Genomic DNA, 14,862 nt, shown 5'->3' on the forward strand with positions numbered 1-14,862 from the left:
GGGGCTGCGGACTAGCGTAGTCGTGTGCCTGTTTCCGCAGCACTGTCAGCTCACTCAAAGGGCGTGGACCGGCTCCTGGCCAGTTACCGCGCCATCCCTACCAACGCCTCGATACGACTGGCCAAACCCACGTCCAACTTGTTCCGGGCCCGGGCCAAACGCACCGCCCCGGGCCTGGACACCTCCGGGCTCACCGGGGTGATCTCCGTCGACCAGGTCGCCAAGACCGCTGACGTCGCCGGTATGTGCACCTACGAAGACCTGGTCGCGGCGACCCTGCCCTACGGGTTCTCCCCCCTGGTGGTTCCGCAGCTGAAGACGATCACCCTCGGCGGCGCGGTGACCGGGCTGGGCATCGAGTCGGCGTCGTTCCGCAACGGTCTGCCGCACGAGTCGGTCCTCGCGATGGACATCCTCACCGGGTCCGGCGAGGTGATCACGGCCAGCCGCGAACAACACCCAGACCTGTTTCGCAGCTTCCCCAATTCCTATGGCACCCTTGGCTATTCGGTCCGCCTGCGAATCGAGCTGGAATCCGTCAAACCGTTCGTGGCCCTCAAACACCTGCGGTTCCACACCTTGGCCGACCTGATCACGGCGATGGACCGCATCATCGAAACAGGCGGATATCAGGGAGTGCGGGTCGACTACCTCGACGGCGTGGTGTTCAGCGCCGGCGAGAGCTATCTGTGCCTGGGCATGCAGACCGGCGCTGCCGGCGCGGTCAGCGACTACACCGGCCAGGACGTCTACTACCGGTCCATCCAGCACGACGACGGTGTGAAAGACGATCGGCTCACCATCCACGACTACCTGTGGCGCTGGGACACCGACTGGTTCTGGTGTTCCCGAGCGTTCGGTGCGCAGAACCCGAAGCTGCGCCGATTCTGGCCGCGGCGCTACCGGCGCAGCAGCTTCTACTGGAAGCTCATCGGCTACGACCAGAAGTTCAACATCGCCGACAGGATCGAGGCCCGGAGAGGCCGCCCCCCGCTGGAACGGGTGGTCCAGGACGTTGAGGTGCCGATCGAGCGCACTGAAGAGTTCCTGGACTGGTTCTTGACCAACGTTCCGATCGAACCGGTGTGGCTGTGTCCGCTGCGGCTGCACGACCCGGCAGGCTGGCCGCTCTACCCGCTGCGTGCCGCGCACACCTATGTGAACATCGGTTTCTGGTCCTCGGTCCCGGCCGGCCCCAGCCCCGGGCACACCAACCGTCTTATCGAAGAGAAAATCAGCGGCCTCGACGGGCATAAGTCGCTGTACTCCGACGCTTTCTACAGCCGTGAGGACTTTGACGATCTCTATGGCGGGGAAACGTATAAGACCGTGAAGAAGACCTACGACCCGGATTCGCGGCTGCTCGACCTCTACGCAAAGGCGGTGCAACGACAATGACGACCTACCGTGACAACGCGGCCAACGCGCCGGGCAGGTTCAGCCTGGCCGAGATCCTGGAGATCCTGGCCGCCGGCGGCGAGCTGCCGTTGAGGTTCAGCGCCTACGACGGCAGCAGCGCCGGTCCCGCCGACGCCGAGCTCGGCCTGGACCTACTCACGCCGCGCGGCACCACCTACCTGGCGACCGCCCCTGGCGATTTGGGTCTGGCGCGCGCCTACGTCGCGGGCGATCTGGAGATGAAGGGTGTACATCCCGGCGATCCGTACGAGCTGCTGCGGGCACTGGCCCAGAACCTCGACTTCAAGCTGCCGCCGCCGCGAGTACTGGTGGACATCGTCCGCTCGATCGGCATCGAGCACCTCATTCCGATCGCGCCGCCGCCTCAGGAAGCGCTGCCTCGCTGGCGGCGTTTCGCCGAAGGCCTTCGGCACAGCAAGCGGCGCGACGCCGACGCCATCCACCACCACTACGACGTGTCGAACTCGTTCTACGAGTGGGTGCTTGGACCGTCGATGACCTACACGTGTGCCTGCTACCCCACCGCGGAGGCGACGCTGGAGGAGGCGCAGGAGAACAAGTACCGCTTGGTGTTCGAGAAGCTGCGCCTGCAGCCCGGGGACCGGCTACTCGATGTCGGCTGCGGCTGGGGCGGGATGGTTCGCTACGCGGCGCGGCACGGGGTGAAGGCCATCGGGGTGACGCTATCGCGTGAGCAGGCGGCGTGGGCGCAGAAGGCGATCGCCGAACAGGGGCTGGCCGATCTGGCCGAGGTGCGCCACACCGATTACCGCGACGTGTTGGAGAGCGGGTTCGACGCGGTGTCCTCGATCGGTCTGACCGAGCACATCGGAGTGGCCAATTATCCGGCGTACTTCGGCTTCCTGAAGACCAAGCTGCGCGTCGGCGGGCTGCTGCTCAATCACTGCATCACCCGCCCAGGCAATAAGACCGGGCCCAGCGCCGGCGGCTTTATCGACCGTTACGTGTTCCCCGACGGGGAGCTCACCGGCTCGGGGCGCATCATCTCCGAGGCCCAGGACATAGGTCTGGAGGTGGTGCACGAGGAGAACCTGCGCCACCACTACGCGATGACGCTGCGTGATTGGTGCCGCAATCTCGTGGAGCACTGGGACGAGGCTGTCGAGGAGGTCGGTATGGCCACGGCCAAGGTGTGGGGCCTCTACATGGCTGGATCGCGGGTTGGCTTCGAAACCAATATCGTTCAGCTACACCAGGTGCTGGCGGTCAAGCTCGACGAGAAGGGCGGCGACGCCGGGCTGCCGTTACGCCCGTGGTGGACGCCGTAGCTTTCCAGTGCGGATTCAGACGGCCGACCCGGGTAGCTGGCCGCAGCGATTCTTGATGTCTACCAACGGTTGCCGAATGCCGGTGATGTCGGACGCCGTCTGCGGGTTAGCCGCCATATAGGCCTTCACTCGGACTCGGACCTGATCCCGAGGTACCCCGGCCAGACTGGTGAAGAACGCGTTGACGTCAGGGTGGGTAAACAAGTATGCCGAGGTAGCGAACTGCACACCGGTCCGCACACCTTCGAGATCGGCTACCGTGCAATTCGGCGGCGTATCGGGATCTGCTGCCGCAGAAGGTATTTGACCAAGCATGGCGACGGCGATCGTGCCGCAACCAGCCAACGCAGCCGCCAGCCGGCGAGTGTAGATGCTCATGACTAGACGGTAGGGGCCCGCGCCCACATCCGCTTCACCGCACAGGAAATACACAGGGTGCGAGGATATTCCTCACAGAACCTCAGCCGTCGATCTTGCGGGCGCCCAGCTCGCTCTGCAACAGCTCGAGCGCCACTTCCTCGGGATCGCGGCGCGGGGCCGCGTCATCGTCGCGAACGACCTCGGCGATCATGCTGTCTTCTTCGGCCCGCTGCGTATCGACCGGTTCGGGTTCGGGCGGCGGCGGCTCGGCCTCTTGCACCGGCTGGCCGACGCCCACCTCGCAGCGCACCCGCCAATCCACACCGAGCGCATCCTTGAGGGCATCGCGGATGACGTCGGCATTTCGCTGCTCGCTGAGCCGCTTGGCCAGTGGCACCGACTCGTGGCCGAGCACCAGGGTGTTGTTCTCGACCGCGCGGACGATCGCCCCGGCCAGCATGACCTCGGTGGTACGGCTGCGCTGACGGACCTTCTCGCGCACCGTCGACCACATGCTGCGCACGGCGGCCGCGCCGGGCTCACCGGCGACGGCAGACGGCGGTTCGGCGGCGTCGGTGGCCGGCGGCGGAACGGTCGGTTCCGGTACCGGTTCCTGCGTGATGACGGGCTCAGGTCGGGCGACGGGCTCGGGGGCTGGCCGGGCCGCATCCGGCGCAGGCGCCGGCGACGCGACCGGCGCCGCCGTCGGCTCGGCGGCAGCCGGTGCCACCTGCGTCTTGCGCACGTACTGTTTGGCCGGCGCAGCCGCCGGAGCTCCGCTGCTCATCGCGGCCTCGCCGGCAGGTATCGAGATGTCCATCCGCATCTCGATACGCTCGATGCGCTGCAGCAGCGCGGCCTCGGTGTCGCTGGCCGAGGGCAGCAGCAGCCGGGCGCACACCACCTCCAGCAGCAGCCGAGGCGCGGTCGCACCGCGCATCTCCCCCAGGCCGGCGTGCACCACTTCGGCGTAGCGAGCCAGGGTCGCGGGCCCGATGCGCGCGGCCTGGTCCCGCATCCGGTCCAGGATGTCGTCCGGTGCGTCAACGACGCCTCGACTGGCGGCATCCGGAACCGCTTGCAGCACAATCAAATCCCGAAAACGCTCGAGCAAGTCGACGCCGAAGCGGCGGGGATCATGCCCGGCGTCGATCACCGATTCGACCGCACCGAACAGTGCTGCGGCGTCACCTGCGGCCAGCGCATCGACCGCATCGTCGATCAAGGCGACGTCGGTGGCTCCCAGCAGGGCCAGCGCCCGCTGGTAGTGCACCTGGTTGTCCTGCGCGCCGGCCAGCAGCTGGTCGAGCACGCTCAATGTGTCGCGGGGCGAGCCGCCACCGGCGCGGATCACCAGCGGATACACCGCGTCGTCGACGGCGACGCTCTCCGAGGCGACGATCTTCTCGATCAGCGCGCGCATGGTCTTGGGCGCGAGCAGCCGGAACGGGTAGTGGTGGGTGCGCGACCGGATCGTCGGCAGCACCTTCTCCGGCTCGGTGGTGGCAAACACGAAAATCAGGTGATCAGGTGGCTCCTCGACGATCTTGAGCAGCGCGTTGAATCCCGCGGTGGTGACCATGTGCGCTTCGTCGACGATGAAGATGCGATAGCGCGATTGTGCGGGCGCGTAGAACGCCCGGTCCCGCAACTCGCGGGTGTCATCGACACCGCCGTGGCTGGCGGCATCGAGTTCGACGACATCGACCGAGCCGGGGCCGTTGGGAGCCAGCGCCACGCACGAGTCACACACGCCGCACGGGGTCGGCGTCGGCCCCTGCTCGCAGTTGAGCGAACGGGCGAGGATGCGCGCCGAGGATGTCTTACCGCAGCCCCGCGGACCGGAGAACAGATACGCGTGGTTGATCCGATGAGCGGACAGCGCCGTGCACAGCGGTTCGGTGACGTGCTCCTGGCCGACCACTTCGGCAAAAGTTGCCGGCCGATACTTCCGGTAGAGCGCCACGGGTGAAGGCTACCGACCTTGTGTGACAGCGGTGGACCCCAGCAGCGACTCGGTGGCGGCCAGCAGCGCGCAGGTGGCCAGTCCGTCGATCGCGTCGGCCAGATCGGACTCCGGCGGGAACGTCGGGGCGATGCGAATGTTCCTGTCGTCCGGATCTCTTCGGTACGGGAACGAGGCACCCGCCTCGGTGACCGCGATGCCGGCGTCCTTGGCCAGTGCCACGGTGCGCTTGGCCGTCCCGGGCAGTACGTCGAGGCTGATGAAGTAACCGCCCTGGGGTTCGGTCCAGGAGGCGATCTTGGACTCGGAGAGTCTCTTGTCGAGGATGTCGAGGACCAGCGCGAACTTGGGCGCAAGCAGCTGCTGGTGGCGCAGCATGTGCAGACGCACCCCATCGGCGTCGGAGAAGAACGCCACGTGCCGCAGCTGGTTGATCTTGTCGGGACCGATCGACTTCTTCCCGGCGTACTGCAGATACCAGGCGATGTTGCCCAGCGAGCCACCGAAGAAGCTCACCCCGGCCCCGGCGAAGGTGATCTTCGACGTCGAGGCGAAGACGTAGGGCCGGTTGGGGTGACCGGCCGCCTCGGCCAGGCCGAGGATGTCGACCTGCCGCGGGAAATCCAGCGTGAGGGTGTGCACCGCGTAGGCGTTGTCCCAGAACAACCGGAAATCCGGTGCGGCGGTGTGCATTTGCACCAGCCGGCGGACCACCTCCCAGGAATAGGTGGTTCCGGTCGGGTTGGAGAACATCGGCACACACCACATGCCCTTGATCGCCGGGTCGGCGGCGACGTGTTCCTCGATGAGGTCGACATCGGGACCGTCCTCGAGCATCGGGACGGCGATCATCTCGATGCCGAAGCTCTCGGTGATCGCGAAGTGGCGGTCGTATCCCGGTGCCGGGCACAGGAACTTGATCACCGGCTCTTCCATCCACGGCCGCGGCGAGTCAACGCCACCGTGCACCAGCGAGAACACGACGATGTCATGCATCAGCTCGAGGCTGGCGTTGTTGCCGGCGATCAGGTTCGGCACCGGGATGCCGAGCAGCTCGCTGAACACCGACCGCAGACTGGTCAGGCCGTGCAGGCCGCCATAGTTGCGAGTGTCGGTGCCGTCCTCGTCGCGAAACTGCTCGCCGGGCAAGCTCAACAGCGCGTTGGACAGATCGAGTTGCTGAGCTGAAGGCTTACCCCGCGTCAGGTCCAAGGACAGCTTCTTGGCCTGCAGGTCGGCATAGTTCTGCCGCTGCACTTCGTGCTGCGCTTGAAGTTCCTCGGGGCCCAGGGACAAAAACAACACCATGCGCCTTTCACAAGATGGGGACCCCGCGCACCCGCCAGAGCCCATTGACCCTTGCTGCCTTCCGGCCCTGGGGGAGTTCACAGGATAGACGCCGCGCGGGGTCCACAGCGAGTGTAGTACCCGCCGGGTGCCGGCCCGCCGCGGAGGCGGCAAGACCAGCCTGAGCCAGGCAGCCGGGGCGAGGCACTTCCCCAGTCGGCTACGATTGCCGACGGAGGATTCGCCTAGTGGCCTATGGCGCTCGCCTGGAACGCGGGTTGGGTTAATAGCCCTCAGGGGTTCAAATCCCCTATCCTCCGCACCTGTCCGGGGTGCGATCGGTGGATCAAACGCCTGGTCGCACCTCGGATTTTTAGTTTCTAGGAGGGGTATGCGCGTCGCCGCGACTGCAGCGCACCTCGCGTTGTGGGTGCTGTCCGGCGCCCTGTACTTCCTGTTCGTCCTCCCGCGCTGGTGGGAGCTGATGGGCGACACATCGCACACATTGGGCACCGCGCTCCGGATCGTCACCGGCGTGCTGATCGCGCTGGCCGCGCTGCCGGTGCTGCTCACCCTGCTGCGGACCCGCCAATCCGAGTACGGCACCCCACAGGTGGCGCGGCGGCTGCGGGTGTGGTCGATCGGCTTGTACGTGGTGTCCGGTGTGCTGATCATCGGTGCGGCAGTGGCCGAGATCTGGGTCAGCCTGGACAAGGGCGGGCGCTGGTTGTTCGGCGTCTACGGCGCGGCCGCCGCGATCGCAATCCTGGCCCTGCTGGCGTTCTCCCTGGCGCACACCGCCGAACTGCCGGCCAAGGCGCCGAAACCCAAGAAAGAGAAGACGAAGCGCGACGAGGCCGCCGAGTCCGTGGAGTCGGAGGACGACGCCCCGCAGGCCGACGCCGACGCGCCCGACGCAGCTGTCGACATCGAGAAGACCGCGGCGATCGAAGAGACGACCATCGAGGACGAGCAGCCGGCCGAGGTGTCAGTCGAAGCCGAGGTGTCAGTCGAAGCCGAGCCGGAAACAGAGCCAGAAGCAGAAGCCGAGCCAGAAGCAGATGCTTCTGGCGGCCTGCGCAACAAGCGGCCGACGGGCAAGACGAACCACCGGCTACGCCGGCGCAATCGCGGCAACGTCGCGGCCGACGAGTAAATCACCTAAATCACGGTCTGAACTGCACACGCGCACCCTACGCTGAGCGAGTGCACAACACCTCCCCTTATCGGGTCGTCCAGTGGACGACCGGCAACGTCGGCAAGAGCTCCGTCCAGGCGATCACCGCCAACCCCACCCTTGAACTCGTTGGCTGTTATGCCTGGTCAGATGCTAAATCTGGCCGCGACGTCGGGGAACTGGTCGGCCTCGAGCCGCTGGGAGTCACCGCGACCAACGACATCGACGCCCTGCTGGCCCTGAAGCCCGACTGCGTGGTCTACAACCCGATGTGGATCGACGTCGACGAGTTGGTTCGGATCCTGTCGGCGGGCGTCAACGTCGTCACCTCGGCATCCTTCATCACCGGACAGAACCTCGGTGAGGGACGCGCCCGCATCGAAGAGGCGTGCAAGAGCGGCGGATCGACGATGTTCGGCTCCGGAGTGAGCCCCGGCTTCGCCGAACTGCTGGCGATCGTCGCCGCCACCGCCTGTGATCGCGTCGACAAGGTCATCATCCAAGAAACGGCCGACACCACCCTGTACGACTCCCCCGAGACCGAGCGCCCCGTCGGATTCGATATGGCGATCGACGATCCCGCACTAGAGCCGATGGCCGCCACGGGCACCGCGGTATTCGCCGAGGCCGTGCAATTGGTCGCCGACTCGCTGGGCGTCGAGCTGGACGAGATCAGATGCGTATCCGAGTACGCGCAGACCACCGAAGATCTGCCGATGGCGTCGTGGACCATCAAGGCCGGCCATGTGGCCGGTGTCTACGCCAGCTGGCGGGGCATCGCGAACGGCAAGACCGTCATCGATATCAACGTGCGCTGGAAGAAGGGTCAGACCCTCGAGCCGGATTGGAAGCTCGACGGTGACGGCTGGACGATCACCATCGAGGGCCGTCCGACCGTGACGATGAACGTCGGCTTCCTGCCGCCGCCGGACCTCATCGAGAACGCCAAGACACTCGAGGACTTCTTCGTGCTCGGCCACATCATGACCGCGATGCCGCCGATCCACGCGATCTCGGCCGTCGTCGCGGCTCGGCCGGGGATCGCGACGTACAACGACCTGAACCTGCCGAAGGCCCGCGGCGTAGTGCCACGAGGTAGCGGGAGTCAGACGCAAAGGCTGCCGCTCGCGTAACCGAACGGGCAGCGCCAGTCGCGAGGTCCGTCCTTAGGACATCGGGCACCCCGACCCTGTCGCACACGGTTGGCAACAAGACGCACCTTAGTCGAATTCGCGTACGCACCAACAACTTACGGCGGCGTCAGCGACACGGAAGTTCACCCTCGGAGTCGCACCGATTGTTGCTACGGCTCCGGGATGACGGTCGCGGGGGTCTGCAGTGTCAGGCCGATGTTGGAGATGTTGATGACGCCGACCGCGGTGAAGTTCTCGTACGCCGTGGCCGAACTGGTGATCTGCAGCGTCAGGTTGCCCAAGTCCTGTGGGTTATCCGCCGTGTAGACAATGTTCTCCATGTTGACGCTCACGCTGCGGCTGCGCCCGTCCAGGGTCACCGCCACCGGCGTGACGAGGTTGCCCACCACCAGGCCGGTGTTGTTGTCGACCAGCTGGGCGTAGACGAAGCGACTTGTCCCCAGACCCTGGTAATCGAAGGTCAGCGTCGGCGCACCGACCGTCTGACTCAGCCCGGTCAGGTCGAGGTTGACGTTAATGGCGTTGCGAGCCTTGGAGGCCAATCCCAGCGAGTAGGGAATCGAGGCCTGCGGCGCCGGCCCGGAGCCACCGATGATCGGCACCAGGCCCAACGTGCCACCCGCGGCTCCGTCGGCCGCGGTGAAGCTCGAGCCGAAGAATTGACTGTCTTTGGTCGGCAGGTAGTTGGACTGGAACCAGTTGCCGAATTGGTCGGTGTACTGGAAGTTCGGCGCGGCCGGTACCGCCACACCCTTGACATATGTGTCCAGCCAGTTCAGCGCCGCGTCCAGGTTGCGGGTGCCGGTGGTGTCGGGGGTAGTCAGGCACACGCCGTGGCCGGTGCACGACCAGATCATCTGCGCAGGCACGCCCGGCTTCAGCGCCTCTGCGTTCTGGATGGCCTGCTGCAGGGTGAACAGCACGTCGATCGTGCCCTGCTCGAACAGGGTGGGCGCGCTGATATTGGGGACCACGAAATTCGGCCCGCTGCTGGCGAGAACAGCTTGCGCGGTATTGCTGAGGAAGCCGGTCAGCAATCCGCTGATGACGCCCAGGTAGATCTGATTGTTGATACGGGCGCCGCTCAGAACCAGCGACAGCAACAGCAGTGACGAGTACGCGGTCTTGAACGCCCCGTTGGGGTAGAGCGCCTGGTTCAGCGAGTTCCATGCGATGCCCGGCACGATGGCGTCGATGCGGGAATCGGTGCCCGCCGAGACCAGCTGAATGCCACCACCGTAGGAGCCGCCGACCATCCCCACCTTGGGATCGTTGGGCCCGTTGAGACTCGACGTGGGTTGCGTCGCAATCCAATTGATCATCGCGGTGACGTCACGGCCTTCGAAAGCCGGGCTGTCGAGCTGCAGGATGCCACCCGAGGCGAACTCGCCGCGCGGATCCCATGTGACGACGTTGTAACCCCTGTCCCGCAGCGACTGCACGCCCGGAGTGAGTTCGTCGATTCCGTAGGTCGTATAGGGGTTGGTCTGGCCGGCGGTGGCAAGGCCGGGGCCGTTCATGATCGTGGGTGCCAGATTGCCGGCCGGGACGCCGTTGGGCCCCTGGGTCGACGCGGGGAACCAGTTGAGGCTGATCAGCGTTCCGTCGAAGGACGGCATCTTGTAGGTGAATGCCAGCGGAGCGTCAGTTGGGTTGTTCGCGGAGGGATTCGGGACGTATGTCACGATTTGCGAGTAGCCGATGATGGGGGCCAGGAGGTCGTTGAGGATCGGGGTCTGGTGCAGGGTGACGATCACCTGGCCGGCCAGACCGCCGAGAATGGGGATGCTGGTGACGATCCTGTCGAACTGTGTCTGCTCGGCCACGAGGATCTTGAATGTCTCGCTGCCCGAGCTGAGGATCGACTGGTACGGCAGATAGGTGAAATTGCCTGCGACATAACCGGTATCACCGGGGGCGGCGAACGTCACCTTGCCGCCGGCGCTCGGACCGCTGATCAAGCGGTAGGTGAGCGGGTTACCCGACGTCGTCGTCGCTCCGGTGGTGCCGTTGTAGACGCCGTCGACGATGCCCAGCGCCTGGTTGATCGTGATGGGATTACCGACCGTCAGCGACGCCGTGGTCAACGCCGACGTCACGCTGCGGGCCGCGGCCGCCTCTCGGCGTTGTAAGGCCGCAAAAGCAAGTGCGAGTGGCGAATCGGCGGGCACGGCCGGCAACCCGCCGGACAGCTGATCGGCCGCGGCAGGCACCGCGGTGGTCAGGCGGGTGGCGATCGGGGTCGCCGAAATCGACTGCGCGGTGGCGGGCATCGAGTTGGTTGCCGGGGCCGAGGCAGAGCGCTTAGAACTGCTCGTGCCCCCGCTGCTGAGGGCGAGGCTCGAGGCCGCGCTGGCCGGCCGTTTGGATGACGCGGCCGGGTGCGACGAACTCTTGGGTCCGGCACTCGACGCGGAGGAATTCCCTCCTGCCGCCGACGATCCCGCCGAATTGTCCGCCACAGCGACGCCGTATCCCGTGGAGAACAGCGCGGCACCGACTCCGAGGGCCACCGCCAATCCGCCAACCCGACCCACAAAGCGTGAAGCACCCATGATTGTCTACCTCCCCGACCAGCGGCCACTGTGCCTTTGCGGAGGGTAAACCCGCCGAGCAGCGCGGCACCGCAAATTGCCGAAACTGTCAGCTATGAGTTTGCTGAAGTGGCCAACTCAACCGAGTGGCGTTGAGCGCCAGTGAATCAGGCGTAGTCGAAATTCGTCGAACCCATGCCGTCGGGCGTCGTGTAGTCGATGTAGACCGGACCATGTTGGAACGGCACGTACCCGGTGTTGATCAGCCCGCTGGCGATCACGTCCGGCGCGTTCTGCGAGGTGACGATGTAGGAGTACAGCAGCACCCCGTCAGGGGTGTACACCGAAATCCTGGTCCCCACCGGCACGCTGCTGGCGCCGCCGATCTGGGAAGACAAGATCGTGCCGTACACGCCGCCGGAGTCGATGATCGCCCCGACCTGCGTCGGCGTGCCGTTGTTGATCTTCACGTTGATGTACGCATCCGGTGCACCAGACACCGATGCCCGGGTCGGCAGGGGGTTGGGGCCGAAGACCATTACGCCCGCCAACCCGAGCAACAGACCCTGATAGAGGAACACGCCCTGGCTGAGGTCACCGGGCAGCGCGGTGGTCGGAAGACCGACCGGCCCGGGGCCGGCGGCATTGGCTCCGATTCCGAGTATCCCGGACGCGCCACCGAGCTGGTGGAAGAAGTTCAGGGCCGCCGCCGCGTCGTTGGCGTCGACGATGTTGACGCCGGTGGGGTCGGAGACGATGCCGTTTCCGAAGTTCACTGTTGTCGTGTACGTCGTGAAGCTGTAGGTCAACCCGCCGCTGTAGCCGCTCGTACCGGTACCGGTCGGTGCGCCCAGCGGTGCCGCGTCGCCCACCGACGCCCTGGTGAGCACCAGTCCCGAGGATCCGGTGTCGACGAGCACCGGCGTGCTGGGTCCGCCGTTGACCGAGATGTAGACGATCGGCTCGGTCGTCGACCGCATGCTCACCGGGACCAACGCGTAGACCCGACCGTTCTGTGCGGCCGTGCTCACCAGGTTCTGTACCGGTGTGATGTCGCTGGCACCGAAGGCACTGACCAGCGGCAGGAACAGATTCGCACTTCTGAGTGCGGTGGTGGCCAGTGTCGGAAGCAGCAGTGCGCCCAGCAGGCTCACCCCGGCCAGCTCGTGCACGATCGGAACGCCGGATGTCCTGGCGTAGAGCGACTGGGCCGGCGTGATCGTGGCTCCCCAGGTGTCCAGCGCCAGCGCGGCCTGTGTGAGAAGGATCTGCGGAACCACCGCGACCAGGCCTGCGGGGAGATTGCCGGCACCCCACGTCTGCTGTTGCAACTGCGCGCGCGCGCCGGCGATCTGCTGCTGGGCCAGACTCACCGCGACGTTCGCAACGATCGGCGGCGTCGGCGGCAACCAAGAGACGTTGCTCGGCGTCGAGTTGGCGGCCGCGGGCGACGAGGAGACGTTGCTCGGCGTCGAGTTGGCGGCCGCGGGCGACGAGGTGGCGGCGGCGGCGTGGCTCGTGGCCGCAGAAGCGTTGCTCGCCGCGGCGGCTGCCGCCCTGCGGGAGCTGGCATTTCCGCTCGCGGAGGTGGCTGACGTGGGGCGCGCCGAATGGGCGGTGGCCTTCGTCGCGGTCGAGGACGCCGAGCTCGATTGCGAGTTGCTCGACGACGCCTTGTCCGAGCCCGAACCGGTGCCGGTGTCAGCATGGGCAACCGCGGAGCCGCTGGCTAGGGCGGCGCCGATACCCAGGGTGACGGCACCGGCGCCCAGCCACGAGTAGGGCTGGCGACGCTGCCGCCCGCGGTCGCTGTGCCTCATCGCGTTCCCCCAATGCACCGGTGGCAGCGAGGGCCGATCGCCCGGTCGCCAGTTTGCTGAGTATCTACCATAGGAGGCCGTCGCGCCAATAGCCAACCCGCCCACCGGCTACGTGTGAATCTGCCAGCCGGTGGCCGGGTCGACCAGGATGCCGGACACGGCGATGAGCTCAATGTCGTAGCGCACGCCCATTCGCCGATCCACTTCGATCCGTAACGGGCGCGGTACAGGGCGTTGCCGACGCGATCGAGGACACTGTTGGCCGGCAACGACGACATGCCCTCGACGAGGGAGCGGTTCGGTATCGGGTACGGCTTGCTGTCGATGCTGGAGCCGCTGGTCGAGTAGCCCCAGTTGAAGATCACCGTCTCCTTGGGATGTGTTGCGCCCACGACGTTTGCCGGCGTACCGCCGGTGCTCTGCATCCACATGCCGCCCCAGCCGGCGCTCAGGGTGGCACCGCGGTTCGCGCCACGCACGCCCAGGTAGGTATTGGATTTCGCCAGCACCGGGAGGTCGCTGATATCGGCGAAATGCGTGACAAGACAGTCGGTCCTCGAGTGTATGGTCCAAGTGACAAGGGCTCCCGGAGGATGCGATGCCGAAGTTGGACGACATTGACCTGGCCGACTTGGATCGGTTCACGTCAGGATTCCCGTACCGCGATTTCGACGATCTGCGGCGCGACGCCCCGGTCTGGTGGCATCCGCCGACCGCACACACTCCGGGTGGTGAGGGCTTCTGGGTCCTGAGCCGCTACGCCGATATCGTCGCGGCCTCCGCCGACGGCGCGACGTTCTCTTCCGAGACGGGCGGTGACCGCGTGGGTGGCGGCACCACACTCGAGGACATGCCGATGGAGTTCGCGGTGGGCGCGCTGCTGAACATGATGGACGACCCGCGCCACGCGCAGTTCCGCCGCTTGCTGACACCAAGCACCACACCGCGAGCCCTGCGCGCCATCGAAGAGGATCTGCGCCGTCGCGCGATCGACATCGTCGACGCGGCAATCGCCAAGGGCGACTGCGACTTCCTCATCGATGTGTCGGCCGAGTTGCCGCTACAGGCGGTGGCGGATCTGGCTGGGGTGCCGCAGACCGATCGTCACGAGTTGATGAACTGGGCCAACGTCACCCTCGACTACGAGGGACGAGAGGTCGGCGAGGTCAGCGACCGGGTTGCCCAGGCACAGGCCCAGATGTTCGTCTACGGCACGAATCTGTTGGTGCGCAAGCGATCCGAATCACCCACCACCGATCTGCTGTCCATCGTGACGCATGCGCTGATCGATGGCGAGCCGCTCAGCGAGAACGAGCAGCGATTGTTCCTCAGTCTGATCGTTGCCGCCGGTAGCGAGACGACACGCAACTCCATCGCCATCGCGATGTCTGCCCTCAGCGAGCGGCCGCAGACCTGGGAACAATTGCGCGCAAACCGGACTCTGCTTCCGGTGGCGGTTGAGGAGATGCTCCGCTGGGCATCGTCGACGCCCTACAACCGGCGCACAGCCACCCGTGATATCGAGATGCACGGCCAGCAGATCAGAGCCGGTGACAAGGTCTCCCTGTGGTGGGCGTCGGCCAACCGCGATGACGCCGTGTTCGCCGACCCCTACAACTTCGATATCGAACGAAATCCAAATCCGCACTTAGCCTTCGGGCGCGGCGTCCACTTCTGCCTTGGCGCATCACTGGCCCGCATGGAGATGAGGGTGATGTTCGAGGTGCTGTTGGACCGCGTCGAGTCCGTGACGCTGACCGGACCCATCGAATACGTTCGCAGCAATAAGCACAGCGGAGTCCGGCACATGCCCGTCACGATCAATCCTCGCTAAGGACAAGCCATGTCGATTTCAG

At 66.0% G+C, this 14,862-nt stretch carries 11 protein-coding genes, 1 tRNA gene and 1 other RNA gene; 7 read left to right on the plus strand and 6 right to left on the minus strand.

Features of this window, described 5'->3' with window-relative positions; all coding sequences use genetic code 11:
- The first annotated feature begins 24 nt into the window (after positions 1 to 24).
- Both G6N13_RS06200 and G6N13_RS06205 read left to right on the plus strand, forming a co-directional pair.
- On the plus strand, positions 25 to 1,398 hold the full coding sequence (locus tag G6N13_RS06200) for an FAD-binding oxidoreductase (RefSeq protein ID WP_163695277.1): 1,374 nt from the start codon (positions 25 to 27) through the stop codon (positions 1,396 to 1,398).
- Positions 1,395 to 2,708 (plus strand): class I SAM-dependent methyltransferase, encoded by a 1,314-nt coding sequence (locus tag G6N13_RS06205; RefSeq protein ID WP_163695279.1) that lies wholly within the window; start codon positions 1,395 to 1,397, stop codon positions 2,706 to 2,708. Before G6N13_RS06200 ends, G6N13_RS06205 begins: the two co-directional genes overlap by 4 nt.
- A 15-nt stretch (positions 2,709 to 2,723) precedes the next feature.
- Here G6N13_RS06205 and G6N13_RS06210 read toward each other — a convergent pair whose 3' ends face one another.
- The 4 genes from G6N13_RS06210 to ffs form a co-directional block, all read right to left on the minus strand.
- On the minus strand, positions 2,724 to 3,086 hold the full coding sequence (locus G6N13_RS06210; protein WP_163695281.1) for a heme-binding protein: 363 nt from the start codon (positions 3,084 to 3,086) through the stop codon (positions 2,724 to 2,726).
- 82 nt (positions 3,087 to 3,168) lie between these two features.
- Positions 3,169 to 5,034, minus strand: a complete 1,866-nt coding sequence (locus tag G6N13_RS06215) for a DNA polymerase III subunits gamma/tau (protein ID WP_163695283.1) — start codon at positions 5,032 to 5,034, stop codon at positions 3,169 to 3,171.
- Positions 5,035 to 5,043: 9 nt separating this feature from the next.
- Positions 5,044 to 6,339, minus strand: a complete 1,296-nt coding sequence (locus G6N13_RS06220; RefSeq protein WP_163701785.1) for an aspartate aminotransferase type Ic — start codon at positions 6,337 to 6,339, stop codon at positions 5,044 to 5,046.
- Positions 6,340 to 6,354: 15 nt separating this feature from the next.
- Positions 6,355 to 6,449: signal recognition particle sRNA small type (ffs, locus tag G6N13_RS06225), an RNA gene on the minus strand.
- Between the two features lie 106 nt (positions 6,450 to 6,555).
- On the opposite strand from ffs, the gene G6N13_RS06230 reads away from it, so the two are divergent.
- From G6N13_RS06230 to G6N13_RS06240, 3 genes are all read left to right on the plus strand, one after another.
- Positions 6,556 to 6,641 (plus strand) — tRNA-Ser (locus G6N13_RS06230).
- A gap of 71 nt (positions 6,642 to 6,712) precedes the next feature.
- Positions 6,713 to 7,477: a lipid uptake coordinator LucA gene (locus tag G6N13_RS06235; RefSeq protein WP_163695285.1), complete on the plus strand. Its 765-nt coding sequence runs from the start codon at positions 6,713 to 6,715 to the stop codon at positions 7,475 to 7,477.
- A gap of 50 nt (positions 7,478 to 7,527) precedes the next feature.
- Positions 7,528 to 8,631: an NAD(P)H-dependent amine dehydrogenase family protein gene (locus G6N13_RS06240; protein WP_163695288.1), complete on the plus strand. Its 1,104-nt coding sequence runs from the start codon at positions 7,528 to 7,530 to the stop codon at positions 8,629 to 8,631.
- A 170-nt stretch (positions 8,632 to 8,801) separates the two neighbouring features.
- Here G6N13_RS06240 and G6N13_RS06245 read toward each other — a convergent pair whose 3' ends face one another.
- Both G6N13_RS06245 and G6N13_RS06250 read right to left on the minus strand, forming a co-directional pair.
- Entirely contained in the window at positions 8,802 to 10,925 is a 2,124-nt protein-coding gene (locus G6N13_RS06245) for a CocE/NonD family hydrolase (protein ID WP_163695290.1), read from the minus strand.
- A 428-nt stretch (positions 10,926 to 11,353) separates the two neighbouring features.
- Positions 11,354 to 12,595 (minus strand): PecA family PE domain-processing aspartic protease, encoded by a 1,242-nt coding sequence (locus G6N13_RS06250; RefSeq protein WP_163695292.1) that lies wholly within the window; start codon positions 12,593 to 12,595, stop codon positions 11,354 to 11,356.
- 10 nt (positions 12,596 to 12,605) lie between these two features.
- Here G6N13_RS06250 and G6N13_RS06255 point away from each other — a divergent pair, with 10 nt between their 5' ends.
- Entirely contained in the window at positions 12,606 to 12,968 is a 363-nt protein-coding gene (locus G6N13_RS06255) for a hypothetical protein (protein WP_163695307.1), read from the plus strand.
- A 636-nt stretch (positions 12,969 to 13,604) separates the two neighbouring features.
- Positions 13,605 to 14,840 (plus strand): cytochrome P450, encoded by a 1,236-nt coding sequence (locus tag G6N13_RS06260; RefSeq protein ID WP_163695308.1) that lies wholly within the window; start codon positions 13,605 to 13,607, stop codon positions 14,838 to 14,840.
- The last annotated feature ends 22 nt before the right edge of the window (positions 14,841 to 14,862 follow it).

Origin of the sequence: Mycolicibacterium sarraceniae (genome assembly GCF_010731875.1) — a bacterium.
GTDB classification, from domain to species: Bacteria; Actinomycetota; Actinomycetes; order Mycobacteriales; family Mycobacteriaceae; genus Mycobacterium; species Mycobacterium sarraceniae.